This window comes from Lelliottia sp. 489 (genome assembly GCF_050435885.1).
Lineage (GTDB): Bacteria > Pseudomonadota > Gammaproteobacteria > Enterobacterales > Enterobacteriaceae > Enterobacter > Enterobacter nimipressuralis.
Genome location: NZ_JBNDLC010000003.1, coordinates 509811 through 524573, shown reverse-complemented (window position 1 = coordinate 524573; position 14763 = coordinate 509811). Strand labels below are relative to the sequence as shown.

General features: G+C 52.8%; 19 protein-coding genes. 18 read left to right on the top strand and 1 reads right to left on the bottom strand.

Going from position 1 to position 14763, the window contains the following annotated elements:
* On the bottom strand, positions 1 to 1079 hold a 1079-nt coding region (locus ABIE11_RS13725; RefSeq protein ID WP_429184709.1), incomplete at its 3' end, for a terminase large subunit domain-containing protein.
* Between the two features lie 166 nt (positions 1080 to 1245).
* Between ABIE11_RS13725 and ABIE11_RS13720 the strand changes: the two genes are divergently transcribed.
* The 18 genes from ABIE11_RS13720 (at position 1246) to ABIE11_RS13635 (ending at position 14690) form a co-directional block, all read left to right on the top strand.
* Positions 1246 to 2100, top strand: a complete 855-nt coding sequence (locus tag ABIE11_RS13720; RefSeq protein ID WP_429184708.1) for a GPO family capsid scaffolding protein — start codon at positions 1246 to 1248, stop codon at positions 2098 to 2100.
* Positions 2101 to 2158: 58 nt separating this feature from the next.
* Positions 2159 to 3226, top strand: coding sequence for a phage major capsid protein, P2 family (locus ABIE11_RS13715; protein WP_429184707.1), 1068 nt, complete (start codon positions 2159 to 2161; stop codon positions 3224 to 3226).
* Between the two features lie 3 nt (positions 3227 to 3229).
* Complete coding sequence (locus ABIE11_RS13710; protein WP_429184706.1) at positions 3230 to 3985, top strand: terminase endonuclease subunit; 756 nt, start codon at positions 3230 to 3232, stop codon at positions 3983 to 3985.
* Positions 3986 to 4084: 99 nt separating this feature from the next.
* On the top strand, positions 4085 to 4591 hold the full coding sequence (locus tag ABIE11_RS13705) for a head completion/stabilization protein (RefSeq protein ID WP_105475860.1): 507 nt from the start codon (positions 4085 to 4087) through the stop codon (positions 4589 to 4591).
* Positions 4591 to 4794: a tail protein X gene (locus ABIE11_RS13700; RefSeq protein ID WP_429184705.1), complete on the top strand. Its 204-nt coding sequence runs from the start codon at positions 4591 to 4593 to the stop codon at positions 4792 to 4794. Before ABIE11_RS13705 ends, ABIE11_RS13700 begins: the two co-directional genes overlap by 1 nt.
* On the top strand, positions 4785 to 5006 hold the full coding sequence (locus tag ABIE11_RS13695) for a primosomal protein (RefSeq protein WP_429184704.1): 222 nt from the start codon (positions 4785 to 4787) through the stop codon (positions 5004 to 5006). The genes ABIE11_RS13700 and ABIE11_RS13695 overlap by 10 nt, the downstream gene beginning before the upstream one ends.
* Positions 4990 to 5499 carry a lysozyme gene (locus ABIE11_RS13690; RefSeq protein WP_429184703.1) on the top strand — a complete coding sequence of 170 codons (510 nt, stop codon included), beginning with the start codon at positions 4990 to 4992 and terminating at the stop codon, positions 5497 to 5499. The genes ABIE11_RS13695 and ABIE11_RS13690 overlap by 17 nt, the downstream gene beginning before the upstream one ends.
* Complete coding sequence (gene lysB, locus ABIE11_RS13685) at positions 5496 to 5921, top strand: Rz-like lysis system protein LysB (protein WP_429184702.1); 426 nt, start codon at positions 5496 to 5498, stop codon at positions 5919 to 5921. The genes ABIE11_RS13690 and lysB overlap by 4 nt, the downstream gene beginning before the upstream one ends.
* Entirely contained in the window at positions 5809 to 6054 is a 246-nt protein-coding gene (lysC, locus tag ABIE11_RS13680; protein ID WP_429184701.1) for an Rz1-like lysis system protein LysC, read from the top strand. The genes lysB and lysC overlap by 113 nt, the downstream gene beginning before the upstream one ends.
* Positions 6017 to 6484 (top strand): phage tail protein, encoded by a 468-nt coding sequence (locus tag ABIE11_RS13675; protein WP_429184700.1) that lies wholly within the window; start codon positions 6017 to 6019, stop codon positions 6482 to 6484. The genes lysC and ABIE11_RS13675 overlap by 38 nt, the downstream gene beginning before the upstream one ends.
* The gene (locus tag ABIE11_RS13670; RefSeq protein WP_429184699.1) at positions 6477 to 6923 is read left to right on the top strand and encodes a phage virion morphogenesis protein; all 447 of its coding nucleotides are present in this window, start codon (positions 6477 to 6479) and stop codon (positions 6921 to 6923) included. Before ABIE11_RS13675 ends, ABIE11_RS13670 begins: the two co-directional genes overlap by 8 nt.
* Before the next feature lie 229 nt (positions 6924 to 7152).
* Entirely contained in the window at positions 7153 to 9624 is a 2472-nt protein-coding gene (locus tag ABIE11_RS13665; protein WP_429184698.1) for a TIR domain-containing protein, read from the top strand.
* Between the two features lie 152 nt (positions 9625 to 9776).
* A complete protein-coding gene (locus tag ABIE11_RS13660; RefSeq protein ID WP_429184697.1) occupies positions 9777 to 10418 on the top strand; it encodes a phage baseplate assembly protein V in 642 nt (213 codons plus the stop codon).
* Positions 10415 to 10765: a GPW/gp25 family protein gene (locus ABIE11_RS13655; RefSeq protein ID WP_429184696.1), complete on the top strand. Its 351-nt coding sequence runs from the start codon at positions 10415 to 10417 to the stop codon at positions 10763 to 10765. Before ABIE11_RS13660 ends, ABIE11_RS13655 begins: the two co-directional genes overlap by 4 nt.
* A 5-nt stretch (positions 10766 to 10770) precedes the next feature.
* The gene (locus tag ABIE11_RS13650; protein WP_429184695.1) at positions 10771 to 11679 is read left to right on the top strand and encodes a baseplate assembly protein; all 909 of its coding nucleotides are present in this window, start codon (positions 10771 to 10773) and stop codon (positions 11677 to 11679) included.
* On the top strand, positions 11672 to 12202 hold the full coding sequence (locus ABIE11_RS13645) for a phage tail protein I (RefSeq protein WP_429184694.1): 531 nt from the start codon (positions 11672 to 11674) through the stop codon (positions 12200 to 12202). Before ABIE11_RS13650 ends, ABIE11_RS13645 begins: the two co-directional genes overlap by 8 nt.
* 11 nt (positions 12203 to 12213) lie before the next feature.
* Positions 12214 to 14181, top strand: a complete 1968-nt coding sequence (locus tag ABIE11_RS13640; protein WP_429184693.1) for a phage tail protein — start codon at positions 12214 to 12216, stop codon at positions 14179 to 14181.
* 2 nt (positions 14182 to 14183) lie between these two features.
* The gene (locus ABIE11_RS13635) at positions 14184 to 14690 is read left to right on the top strand and encodes a tail fiber assembly protein (RefSeq protein WP_429184692.1); all 507 of its coding nucleotides are present in this window, start codon (positions 14184 to 14186) and stop codon (positions 14688 to 14690) included.
* Positions 14691 to 14763: the final 73 nt, after the last annotated feature.

The following is a 14763-nucleotide window of genomic DNA, read 5'->3' as shown; positions in this document are numbered from 1 at the left end:
GCACTGTTTTCCTGTTTCAGCTGATCCAGATTGAACAGGGTGCAGCCCCCGGCGAGCGCGTCCTCGATGGTGACAATCTGCCGCCACTGCCCATCGGGGCAGAGCACGCCACCGGCGAGCGCTTTATGGCTGATATCGATGTCGACCCGGTCGGCCGCGCTGCTGCGCCCACGATTGAACAGCTCACCTGACCAGAACGGATAAGCCCCGTGCGCCAGCGTGGACGGGGTCGAGAAATAGGTGGTGCGCAGGTGCGACTGTGACGCCATCCCTGATGCCACTTTGCGCAGGCGCTGGAAATTGGGTATCCAGAAAATCTCATCGACGTACAGGTCGCCATTGTGACTTTGCGCGGTGTTGGAGTTGGTCCCGAGGAAAATCAGCTCTGCGCCGTTGTTACCGATGACAATCGGGTCGCCTGACAGGTCAACGTCGACCAGCCGCGCGAAGGCGATGATGTATTTCCGGAACACATACGCCTGCGTCTTACTCGCGGACAAAAAAATCTGATTTTGTCCGGTTTTCAGCGCGCGCAGCAGTGACTCACGCGCAAAGTAAAACGTCGCGCCAATCTGACGTGATTTGAGGATGTGGCGGATACGGTGCGCAAGCCCGGCCCTGTGCCAGTTGAGCTGATACTCAAACGACTGGTTGAGGAAAATTTCTTCCAGCTTCTCGATAGCCTCCTCGCTGAAATAATTGCGTTTCGGCTTTTTGCGATCCCCTTTGTTGCGGCTCGCAATGTTGGGATTTAAATCCACTTCATTTCCGGACTGGCCGTAGCGGTTGATGCGCGCGAACCGCTCCATCTGGCGCGACAGAAAATCAGCGACCTTAAAGTCATGCGGCGTCAGGTCGGGCTTGGCATAGAGCTGAATCAGCCGCGCCTCAAGGGTGGTTTCCACGCGGTTGAGCGGCGCGGTTTCCTCCCATCCGTCGCGCTGCTTCCAGCTCTGCACCGTCGGTCGCTTCACCTGCAGCGTGTCGGCGATTTGCGGCACAGAAAAGCCCTGCCAGAACAGCAGGCGCGCCTGTCGTCGCGGGTCGTGCAAAAGGGAGAGGTCAGTCGAAATGGTCATGGTTGCCTCGTGTCGGTGAATACGGGGCAAGGCTAAGGAAATGGCCGGGGATTATCGCTAAACCCCTGTTGTGTCAGGGGGTGCACTTCTGCAAGCGGTGGCTGATGCGGGGCGGAGTCGGGAAACTACACCCGAACCGTAAACCCAACATCAGGACACCTGAACAATGGCAAAGAAAGTTTCTAAATGGTTTCGCATCGGCGTCGAGGGCGACACCTGCGATGGCCGTGTCATCAGTGGCGCTGACATTCAGGATATAGCGGACACCTTCGACCCACGTGTCTATGGCTGTCGCATTAACCTCGAACATCTGCGCGGCATCCTGCCCGACAGTGTGCTCAAACGTTATGGCGACGTTACCGAAGTGAAAGCCGAAATCATCAGCGATGACTCGGCGCTGAACGGCAAAAAAGCGCTCTTTGGCAAAATCGCGCCGCTCGACGAGCTGGTGAGCATGGTGAAAGCCGGGCAGAAGGTTTACACCTCCATGGAGATCCGCCCGAACTTTGCCAACAGCGGCAAATGTTACCTCGTGGGCCTCGCCGTCACCGATGACCCGGCAAGCCTCGGCACGGAATACCTCGAATTCTGCTGCCGGGCGACGCAGAACCCGCTCGCCGGTAAAAAAGCCCATCCTGACGACCTGTTTTCCGTTGCCACGCTGGCGGATCTGGAATTCGAGGATGTCCCCGACACCGTGCTCAACAGCCTGACCGATAAGGTCAGAGCTATTTTCAGCCGCAAGCAGGTCAGCGACGACGCGCGTCTGGCGGATGTGCATGAAGCTGTCACCACCGTCACTGAGCAGGTGCAGATCAGCCTGAGCGCCACCGAAAAGCGCCTCGCTGATATGGAAACCGCATTCGCACAGTTTAAGCAGGACGTGACCCGCCAGGCAGACGAAAGTGCGCAGGCGTTTACCTCCCTGAAAAGCTCCCTCGATAACACCGAAAGCCAGCGTCAGCCGCGCCGTGAGAAGTCGAAAGGCGGGACGGGCGACGAGCTGCTGACTAACTGCTGATACCGCGCCGGGCTCGCTGCCCGGCATGATGCCCCATTTTTAGAAAACAGGAATAACAATGCGTAAAGAAACCCGCTTTAAATTTAATGCTTACATGTCACGCGTGGCGGAACTGAACGGCGTCGAAGTTGACGACGTGGCGAAAAAGTTCACCGTCGAGCCGTCCGTGACGCAAACGCTGATGAACACCCTGCAGCTGTCATCCGCGTTTCTGACCAAAATCAACATCGTGCCGGTCGATGAGCTGAAAGGCGAAAAAGTCGGGGTAGGCGTAAACGGCACCATTGCGAGCACTGCTGACACCGCCGGGGATGATGAGCGTAAGACCGCTGATTTTACGGCGCTTGAATCCAACAAATACGAATGTGCGCAAATCAACTTTGATTTCCATATCCGTTACAAACAGCTCGACCTGTGGGCGCGATTCCAGGACTTCCAGACCCGTATCCGCGACGCAATTATCAAGCGCCAGTCGCTCGACTTCATCATGGCCGGTTTCAACGGTATCGAGCGCGCGGAAACCTCAAACCGCAAAAACAATCCGATGCTGCAGGATGTCGCGGTGGGCTGGCTGCAGAAGTACCGCAATGAAGCACCGGCGCGCGTAATGTCAAAAATCACCGATGCAGACGGCAAGGTGATTTCTGATGTGATCCGCGTGGGGGAGAACGGCGACTATCAAAACCTCGATGCGCTGGTGATGGATTCCACGACCAACCTGATTGACGAGATTTATCAGGATGACCCGGAGCTCGTCGTCATCACCGGTCGCAAGCTGCTGGCCGACAAATATTTCCCTATCGTCAACAAGACGCAGGAAAACAGCGAGTCGCTGGCCGCTGACATCATCATCAGCCAGAAGCGCATCGGCAACCTGCCTGCCGTGCGTGTGCCGTATTTCCCGGCAAATGCCCTGATGGTGACGCGCCTCGATAACCTGTCGATTTACTTCATGGATGACGCGCACCGCCGCGCCATCATCGAGGAGCCGAAGAAAGACCGCATCGAAAACTACGAATCAATGAATGTCGATTACGTAGTCGAAGCGTATGCCGCCGGTTGCCTGATTGAAAACATCACCCTCGGCAAATTCGCGGCACCTGCTGACGATAACGGCGGAGAGTAAGCCATGACGAGCCCCGCAGCGCTTCACATGATGCGGGTCTCGGCCTCTGAAACCGCGCGGCGGGCTGCTGCTCCGCTGCGCAATGCAACTGCCTATGAGCAGATGCTCGTTAAGCTGGCCGCAGACTCTCGCACGTTAAAACAAATCCGATCCAAAGAGCGCAAGGCAGATAAAAAGCGCGAGCTGCTGCCGTTCTATCTGCCGTGGGTGGCGGGTGTCCTTGCAAATGGCAAGGGCGCACAGGATGACATTGTCATGACCGTCATGCTCTGGCGTCTCGATGCGGATGACATCGCCGGTGCGCTGGAAATTGCCCGATATGCGATGACCTATGGCCTGACGATGCCGGTCGGCGGTCATCGCCGTACCACGCCGTATCTGCTGGCCGAAGAGGTGGCGCTTGCCGCGCAGCGTCTGCGTGACGCTAAACAGTCACCTGAGCTGGCACTGCTGCTCGATACCCTCGCACTGACTGAGCGTGCAGATATGCCCGACATCGTGCGCGCGAAGCTGCACAAAATCACCGGCTACGTGCTGCGTGACGCAGGGGAGCTGCCCGAGGCACTGGCGCACCTGCAGCGCGCGATCCAGTTAGAGCGAACTATCGGCGTGAAAAAAGATATTGAAAATCTTGAGCGTCAGCTAAAGCCGAAAGCCGAACCTGTCAAAAAACAGAACACACCACGCACGCGCAAGCCTGCTGCTAAACCGACGGCCCGGCGAGGGCGTCCACCAAAGGCGGCAAAAGCCGCAGGTTAACCGAACGCTCCCCGAGCCGGGCGGCACGCCGGTCAATGCGGGTATTGATTACCCTGACTGCGACCGGCGTCCACCGCCCACCTATTTCCCGAGGTTGTCATGACGACACTGATTATTGAGCCCAAAACAACGCCGCAGGACGTGCCGGGCGTGGTGATACCGCCACCGGGCGAGAGTGAGCCGGTAATTAAAAATACAGGTTTTTTTCCTGATGTAGACCCGCAGCGCGTGCGCGAAGAAATGCGCCTTGAGCAAACCGTTTCCCCTGTGCGTCTGCGCCGGGCGATAAAAACCGCCATCGCGGAAACCAATGCGGAGCTGCGCGACTGGCGCGACCTGCAGCTCGACGCCGGTCATGCCACGCTCGCGGATGTTCCTTCCGACGAGCTCGACGGCGAAAGCGTGCGCTGCTTCCACTACTTTAACGCCGTGTGCTCGATGACGACCGCCACGCTTTATGAGCGTTATCGCGGCGTGGATGCGACCAGCAAGGGCGACAAAAAGGCTGACAGCATCGACAGCACCATCGATGAGATGTGGCGTGATATGCGCTGGTCAGTGGCGCGTATTCAGGACAGGGCGCGCTGTATCGTGGGGCAAATCTGATGAAGGTTTACGCGATGCAGGGCGATACCCTCGACGCAATTTGTGCGCGCTATTACGGGCGCACCGAGGGCGTGGTCGAGACGGTGCTGCAGGCTAACCGCGGTCTGTCTGAGCTGGGCGTCATTCTGCCGCACGGCACGGCTATCGAGCTGCCCGAAACCGACAGCGCACCGAAAACCGAAACGGTGAATCTATGGGACTGAGCATGGAAAAAATCACGACGTTTGTCGCCTACTGGCTGGCCGTGGCGGTGGCCTATTTCGGGGCGATGTCACCCGAAAAGCTGGCGCTTTATGTGGGCGGTGGCTGCGCCATTTTTACCGCGCTGACGAATTACTGGTTTAAGCGCAAAACCTATCGCTATCTGACCTCGCTCGGACTGGATAAGGGGGCCATTCGTGAGCTCAATCATTAAACGATGCAGTGTGGCCGCAGTGCTGGCGCTGGCGGCGCTGATGCCTGACTTTCGTCTGCTTAACACCTCGCCCGAGGGGCTGGCGCTGATTGCTGACCTCGAAGGATGCCGCCTGACGCCTTACCAGTGCAGCGCGGGTGTGTGGACGTCAGGCATCGGCCACACTGCCGGTGTCACACCGAAAGGGGAAATTACCGAGCGACAGGCGGCGGCGAATCTTGTCGCGGATGTGCTGAACGTCGAGAAACGTCTCGCGGTGTGTGTGCCGGTGGAAATGCCGCCGCGCGTATATGACGCGCTGGTGAGTTTCTCATTCAACGTGGGAACCGGTGCGGCCTGTCGTTCGACACTGGTCTCGCTTATTAAGCGTCATCAGTGGTGGCAGGCGTGCGACCAGCTCACCCGCTGGGTGTTCGTGAATGGCGACAGAAACAAAGGGCTGGAAAACCGACGTGCGCGGGAATGGGCTTACTGTGTGAAGGGGATGCAATGAAAGTGCTGATGATGCTGCTGGCCGGGCTGCTCGCCGTGGTGCTGTGGCTGCGCCACGATAACGCGAATCTGTCCCGCTCCTTTGAACGAGCAAACCGGGTCGCCAGTGAGCAAAAGACGACGATTGGGATGCTGAAAAATCAGCTTTCCGTGTCGCAACGAATCGCCAGAGCGAATGAGGCCGGTCAGGTCAGACTCACTGATGAGCTGGCCGCTGCCGGTGAACTGGCGGCAGGGCGTGAAGAAACGATAACGAGGTTGATGAATGAAAATGAAGAGCTGCGCCGCTGGTATCGCGCTGATTTGCCTGATGCTGTGCGCCGGTTGCACACCCGCACCGCCTGCGCCTCCGCCGGTCATTGTTTACAACGCCTGCCCGAAGGTGAGCCTCTGTCCGATGCCGGGAAACGAACCCGTCACTAACGGCGACCTGAGCGCCGATATTCGCAGGCTGGAGGGCGCGCTGACTGCCTGCGCGCTGAAAGTCGAAACCGTCAAAGACTGTCAGGACAAACTCGATGAAGAAAGCACACAGCCTGCGCCAGGCGTTAACTGACGCCGTACCGCAGCTAAAAACGAATCCCGAAATGATGCGCATCTTTGCCGATGAGGGGAATATCGATGCGCGCCTCGCGGCCTCGCTGTCGCATGAAAAGATTTACACCCTGAATGTGATCGTCTGCGATTTTGTCGGCGACCCTGATTTGATTTTCGTGCCGGTGGCCGTGTGGCTGCGTGAGCATCAGCCGGACATTTGCACCACGGATGAAGGGCGCAAAAAGGGATATCGATTCCAGATGGATTTGAACGACGGCGACAATGTTGATATCAGTATCAGCCTGCAGCTCACCGAGCGTACCCTCGTCAGGGATGAGAACGGCGCGCTGCATGTTAGCTATGCGCCTGAGCCACCATTGCCTGAACCAGTGACGCGACCGACCGAGCTTTATATCAATGGCGAGCTGGTGAGCAAATGGGATGAGTGAGCTTAAACCTTTTGACGATAAGCTCGCCGGGCTGATTGGCGCGCTGTCACCGGCGGGGCGGCGCAAGCTTGCCGCAGAGATTGCGAAAGAACTGCGCAAATCGCAACAGCAGCGCATCAAACAGCAGAAAGCGCCTGATGGCACCCCGTATCAGGCGCGAAAGCGCCAGCCGCTCAGGGCAAAGTCGGGGCGAATTAAAAGGGCGATGTTTCAAAAGTTGCGCACGGCTCGTTATATGAAAGCCAGTGGCCGCAATGATGCGGCTGTGGTCGAGTTTACCAGCAAGGTGCAACGCATAGCGCGAGTTCATCAGTACGGACTGAAGGACCGTCTAAATCAGCATGGTCGGAATATAATATACGCCAAACGCCAATTGTTAGGATTTAGTCTCGCTGACTCCATCCTAATAAATCAAGCACTGATCGAATATCTCAAATAAAAGGTAGTGCAGCACTTGCAACCTGACTTTCTCATAAGACAATTGATGTTTTATGAGTCTACTCATAGGAAGCGTAGGCTTAAGGTCGCTTTTGATGATAGCGTGAATAACCAAAATTTGTAGGTGTAGTCATTTTCATAGCTTAGTTCTTGTTAAAATTCACTTGTAAATGTATAAACATCTAAGTGCAGTATATTGGACGATGTATTAGAAAAATATAGGGGTATATATGAAGGCTTTTTTGTCGCATAACTTTTCTGATAAAAACTTTGTTAAATCGATTTATGACAACTTGACTGCTACGCACGCAGTATTTGATGAAAAAACTTTCCCATCGAATTCTTATTTGATTGACGAAATAAGAAATAGCATGCTTGATTGCGATATATTCGTACTCTTCCTATCCAAACAGGCACTCGAAAGTAAATGGGTTAATGGCGAAATCGACTTGGCGAAGGAGTTGGCATTCGTAAAGTCAATAAAGAAAATAATGGTTTTCTTACTCGATGATACTAAATGGAGCGAACTTCCACCGGCCTTCCAACAATATCGCGCAGAATCAGTTCCCAATCCAATACAAATTGGCATTACAATAAAAAATGAACTTCATGCATTATATAATAATAAAGTATCCGAATGCTATGGCCGAGAGGATGATGTTAAGAAAATAACTAGCCATTTAGTTATGTTAGACTCCAAGCCAAAGTTTATTTTTCTTAGTGGTCCTGATGGGATTGGTCGCAGAACTTTGGCTAGAGAAGTTTATAGAAAACTCTTCCGACTGGTCTCTGGTGTGATTGAGTTATCTATTGATGAATTTGCTAATTTGGATAGTGTTCATTCTTCATTAATTAAGTATACCTCAAACTGGAGGGCTCGGGAGTTCTTGGAAGAGAAAGAAAAGTTCAGTAAGTTGAATGAAATTGATAAAATAAGATCAATAGGGGTGATGATCGACGAGATTTGCATCCCAAGCAAACAAGCTTTATTTATAGATGTATCTAGCATAAGTCTCAACAATGATGGAGAGTTAAGTTCTCTTTTGAAATCATTGATTAATAGCCTGAATAAACATTCTTGGCCTCATGTTGTTTTTATTTCAAAAAGGCATGTAGATATAGATGATATGGACGGTGGCTATGCATATCAAGTTTATCCACTAACTGAAGGTGACTCTATATATTTATTTAGAATGTTAATTAATCAATATGGCGTTGACATTCCAAAGCAAGAGATGAGCATCATTGAACAGAGTGTTATTGGCCATCCTGGTCTAATTAATATGGTTGCAACTTATCTCAAAACCAATCCCAATTATAAATTGAATAAAACACATGGAACAATTGTATCTAAAGTTAGGATTGAAGTAAGTAGATTAATACAAGACTTTATTAATAATGATAAAGAAATAGAAAAGGTAATTGGTTTGTTTGGGATGACTGAAATAATTTCATTCAGCGAGGCCCAAGAAATTGGAAATAATTGGGCGGAATTTGAGAATGGATTGTCTCGTTTAATCGATTCAGGGTTTGTCCAGTACAGGAAGAACGACTATAGATTGTCTTCTTATTTGCAGAATGAGGCTCAGAAGTATTCCAATGTACATCGAAATGAGCTATTGCCAAAAGTTACTTTGTTGTTAAAAAAATACAGTGAATTAGATAGCGAGACATATGTACCGATTGATATATTGGATGCTAGGATCGTTTCTCATTTAACAACTAATGAACCCTTGCCGGACTATCTCCAGAATTTCTTAATGCCTATGCAGTTAATAAGGGCATCTAAAAGAAGGTATAATGAAAGAGATTATGTTGATTCCTTAAAGCTTGCTAAGGAGGCATACGAATGGCGAGGGAAGTTAAGTGTCGAGGGAATAATCGAGACGTGGCGCTTAATAGGTCTGTCTTCAGCAAGAACTGGAAGTGAGGAACAATTTGCATTTTTTGAAGAACAATATGGCAAAATACCTAATAACTATAAGAAAGATATAATTTATAATTTTGTTAATGCTTTTAAGTTTAGGCTTAATGGAAAATTGAAAGATGCTCTAAATTATTTGATGAAAATTGAAAAGAAAAAAGATATTGATGCGCATGTGTTTAGAGAAATAGCGACGATCTATTCATTTGATGAAAGGTTCGAAGAGGCCATTGATTATGCCGATAAAGCTTTGTCGATAGATGTAGATAACCCTTTTATTCTCGATATTAAAGTGTGGGCATTGTTGTCTCTTTATAGAAAAGAGCGCGTTTCGCCTTTGGTTAATAAAATCGAGGAGTGTCTTGATAAATTGAAAGTGGCCGATGAAAGGAAAAATACAACCTTTTTCCATGTTCGAGAAAAAATGAAAGATGTTCTTGTTGATGAACAGAGTGTAAATCTATTGGATTCACTTTCTAGGAGTTCAAAACTTAATAGTCAATTAAAAATATCATTACTTGAGATTTTTTCTGCCAAAGGTAGAGACTATCAATACGCAGAGTTACTAAAAGACCTTCAAATAGTGATAGGTCAGAAGAAAGATCATAAAATTATTGAAGTTAATTTGGCGAAGGTAAAAATAAAACATGCTATCGGACAGTTGGATTTTCCTGAGGCAGAGGCTTTGTTAAATCGTTGGGGGAGGCGATTTACTGATTATTTAGAAAATAATCTAAGAGTCGAGATTCAAAAGGCGAAAGCATATTCTAAATATTAAATGATTGACTTGATTAGATATTTATTGGTTTTCACGCCAAAATTTCACAACTTGTAGAAATTAAATAGCGCGTCTAACCATATATTGTTGTCTCATCTCCCATCAAACCGTGCTCTATTGCCGCTGGCCTAACCCGGCGGCATCCTTTCCCCATGAACAATCTAACTTCTCTGCAGGATATCGCTCGTGCGATCCGCAACCTCATCCGCACTGGCGTCGTGACCGACATCGACACCGTCGAGGGTCTTTGTCGTGTCCAGACCGGCGGGATGCAAACCACGTGGCTTAACTGGCTGGCTTCTCGCGCCGGTCGCTCGCGTGTGTGGTGGGCTCCTTCTGTTGGCGAGCAGGTGCTGATTCTTGCCATCGGTGGAGAGCTCGACACCGCGTTTGTGCTGCCCTCCATTTTCTCTGATGACAATCCCGCGCCGTCTGCCTCGCCTGATGCGTTTCACATTGCCTTTCCCGACGGGGCGGTTATCGAGTACGAACCCGACAGCGGGGCGCTCACCGTATCAGGCATCAAAACCGCCGACGTCACCGCGTCGGAGTCCATTACCGCCACCGTGCCGGTGGTGCTGGTGAAAGCCTCGACCCGCATCACCCTCGATACACCCGAGGTGGTGTGTACCAACAAGCTCATAACCGGCTCACTCGAAGTGCAGAAGGGCGGGACGATGAAAGGCGATATCACGCACACCGGCGGGAAATTTATCTCTAACGGCGTGCAGGCGGATGACCATGCACACGGCAATGTGCAGAGCGGCGGGAGCTGGACGAAGGAGACCAAATGACAGTGCGTTATCTGGGCATGAACAGCCAGACCGGGCTCAGTATTTCTGAGGCCGACCATATCAGGCAGAGCGTGCGCGACATTCTGGTCACGCCGGTTGGCTCGCGGGTGATGCGCCGCGAATACGGCTCGCTTCTTTCAGCGCTGATTGACCAGCCGCAGACCCCGGCGTTGCGCCTGCAGATTATGGCCGCGTGTTACTCCGCGATCCAGAAGTGGGAGCCGCGCGTCACACTGTCGACCATCACCTTTGAGCGCGGGGAGGCTGACGGTGCGCTGTATGTCGATATCACCGGCACGCGCTCGACGACGAGCCAGTCCTTTTCACTCACCATTCCACTGAGTTAAACGCTATGGCTATTGTTGATCTGAGCCAGCTCGCCGCGCCCGATGTCGTGGAAGAGCTGGATTTTGAAACCATCCTGACCGAACGAAAAACGACGCTCGTCTCGCTTTACCCCGAAGACCAGCAGGAGGCGGTCGCGCGCACGCTGACGCTTGAATCTGAGCCGATTGTGAAGCTGCTGCAGGAGAACGCTTATCGTGAAGTCATCTGGCGTCAGCGCGTCAACGAGGCCGCGCGTGCGGTCATGCTGGCCTATGCCGCCGGTGCTGACCTCGACCAGATAGGGGCTAATTCCAGCGTTGAGCGCCTCGTTATCACACCTGCAGACGAGACCACGCTGCCGCCGACACCTGCGTTGATGGAATCGGACACCGACTATCGCCTGCGTATCCAGCAAGCCCCCGAGGGACTGAGTACCGCAGGCTCAACAGGTGCATATCAGTTTCATGGCCGCAGCGCCGACGGGCGGGTCGCGGATATTTCTGTCATCAGCCCCGAGCCTGCCTGCGTCACCGTGTCGGTATTGTCCCGCGAGAATAACGGCGCAGCGTCCGACGAGCTGCTGGCGGTGGTGCGTGCGGCGCTGAATGACGAGGACGTGCGGCCGGTCGCTGACCGCGTAACCGTCCAGTCAGCGACCATTGTCGACTACACCATCGACGCGGCGCTTTACCTTTACCCCGGCCCCGAAAGCGAGCCGGTGCTCAGTGCGGCAAAAGCGAAGCTGCAGACCTATATCAGCGCACAGCACCGGCTCGGTCGGGATATTCGCAAGTCAGCCATCTATGCCGCGCTTCATGTCGAGGGTGTGCAGCGTGTCGAACTGGTCGCGCCGGTGGCCGATATCGTGCTCGATGATGCGCAGGCGTCTTATTGCACCGCGTACAGCGTGACAGTCGGGGGTAACGATGAGTAATAACCGACTGCTGCCGGTCGGCTCGTCACCGCTTGAGGTGGCGGCGGCACGCGCCTGTGCGGATATCGAAAATACCCCCGTCCCGCTGCGCCGTCTATGGAACGCCGACACCTGCCCGGCAAATCTGCTGCCGTGGCTTGCCTGGGCGTTTTCGGTCGATCGTTGGGATGAGAGCTGGCCGGAAGAGACCAAACGCGAGGTGATCCGCGCGGCGTGGTTTATCCATGCGCACAAAGGGACGATTGGTGCGGTGCGCCGGGTGGTCGAGCCGCTCGGATATCTGATTAACGTGTCTGAGTGGTGGGAAACCAACGACCCGCCCGGCACATTCCGCCTCGATATCGGTGTATTAGAGACCGGCATCACCGAGGAAATGTATTACGAAATGGAGCGGCTGATTGCCGATGCCAAACCCGCCAGCCGCCATCTTATCGGCCTGAACATTATTCAGGATATTCCGGGTCATCTGTATTACGGAGCCCTGACCTATGACGGCGATATCACCACGGTTTACCCCGGATAAGTGAGAGCACAATGACAGTAAAATATAAAACCGTTATCACCAAAGCCGGTGCGGAAAAGCTGGCGGCGGCGAGCGTCCCGAACGGCAAGAAAGTGAATTTCGCGGCGATGGCCGTCGGGGATGGCGGCGGTAAACTGCCCGAGCCGAACGCCAGTCAGACAAAACTGGTCAATGAGGTCTGGCGTCATGCGCTGAATAAAATCAGCCAGGACAAAAAGCACAAAAACTATGTCGTCGCGGAGCTGGTGATTCCGCCAGAGACCGGCGGTTTCTGGCTGCGTGAAATGGGGCTTTACGACGACACCGGCACGCTGATTGCGGTCGGTAATATGGCGGAGAGCTACAAGCCCGAGCTGGCGGAAGGGTCAGGGCGCGCGCAGACCCTGCGCATGGTTATCATGGTGAGCGATATTGAGACGGTCGAGCTGTCCATCGATACCACGCTTGTGATGGCGACGCAGGATTATGTCGACGATAAGCTCGCGGAGCATGAGCAGTCACGCCGCCATCCTGACGCCACGCTGAAAGAAAAAGGGTTCACGCAGTTAAGCAGTGCGACCGACAGCACGTCTGAGGCGCTCGCAGCGACGCCGAACGCGGTTAAGGCGGCGTATGACCTCGCAAAGGGAAAATATACGGCTCAGGACGCCACCACAAAGCAGAAAGGCATTGTCCAGCTCAGTAGCGCTACCGACAGCACCTCTGAGGCGCTGGCGGCGACCCCAAAGGCGGTAAAGGCCGTTAATGATGACCTGACCAAAGTTAAGGAGAGCCTCGGAACGGCGGCAAAAGCAGATGTCGTCACGTCGATGACAGATACGACAGCCGGGCGAGTACCGGTGACGGGCTGGCACGGGCTGGGAGGTGTGGCACCCCGCACGCCTGCCGTAGCGAGTAACAATTACGACAATATTCCAGCGGATTTACCTTCGGGATTCTGGACGCATGCTATTGCGGGTGGTCCTTATGCCTACACGTTTACGCTTTACCAGGATGGGGGCGCAGTGAGGCAAAGCCGCCATTTGATTATCCCTTCAGACCCCAACGGGAAAATTGCGTTTCGCTGGGATGGGGCAAGCGCAGCCGGAAAAGATTATCAATATTTTTACACCGATAAAAATAAGCCTTCCGCTACGGATGTGGATGCCGTTTCGGCATCGCAGGGCGGTACATTCCAGAAAGGCATAGCTGTTAAAGGCAATGGCGCAGCGGTAGCGCTGTGGCCGCTTGCTGATGGTCAGTCAACTTATCTTCTGGGCAAGGATTACAACGGGGATAACGTATTTTATGTGGGGCGGGGAGGCGCAAATTATCATGTTTCGCTTTTTAACTATAAGGGCGGAACTGGATTAGTTTTAGGTGAAGATGGTTCTATTTCTGTAACCACGGCTAATGGTCGGGCCGTTAATGTGAGTGGCCCCATGAAAGCCACGGGTGAAATCCAAAGTTCAAACGCTAATAGTTTCAGAATTGCCTATGGGAATTACGGCGTATTCTGGCGCAATGACGGTAACAATCATTATCTGATGCTCACTAATTCCGGGGATCAGTACGGCGGTTATAACAACCTGCGCCCATTTTCGGTGAGCGTGGCATCGGGCAAAGTTTCGTTAGGTCATGGTCTTTCCGTAAATGGTGGCATCACAGGGTCTGGTCAATTTGTACCATCTGATTACGGTAACTTTGATTCACGTTATTACACCAAAGCGCAATCTGATGCGGGTTATATGGCTAAAACCGGAGCCTATACCAAAGCCGAAAGTGACGGGCGCTATCCGCTAAAAACAGCAACGGTGATCGATGTTCGTCAGGGTAGTCCCGGCACCATTGTTCTTAAACGTAATGGCTGGAATTACGTTCCGGGCGGGTGCGCGTTTACGGGCTGGTATGTCGAAGGTGATGCGCCGGTTGATGACACTATTCAGTACAAACCGATGCAAATTAATATTAACGGTGCATGGCGAACCATTTCGGGGTAAATATGGAACTTAAAACACTCACGGCTTACGAGCCTGTCGTCAGAGAAGCTGACAATATTCTTTATCTGCAAGATGAGGACGGAAAAGACTGGTACGCAAGTCAGTCCCTGTTTTCAGCCACTAAGTTAAAAATTGCTTTTACCGATGACGGGATTATCCGCACGGCGGACTACGATGTTTCTGCGCTGTGGCCGTTCAATATGGCGGTGGCGGAAGTCACGAAAAAATCCGTGCCTGCAGGTTTCAATATCGATGGCGAATGGATGTATGACGGCAAAAAAATCATCCCCGCGCCGGTGGATCATGTGGCACGTGCAGAGGCAAAGAAGCAAAGCCTTTTGTCGGAGGTCTCGCAGATTATCTCGCCGCTGCAGGATGCGGTGGAGCTGGGGATTGCGACAGAGGAAGAATTAGCGCTCCTGACAGCGATGAAAACATACCGCGTCCTGTTAGGCCGGGTAGAGCCCGCCAGCGCGCCAGATATTGACTGGCCGGTTAAACCAGAATGACCAGAGCCCTCCACCCGGAGGGCTTTTTGTTTGTTGTGTTATCCCTCCTCCAACGCCATTTCATCGCGCCAGT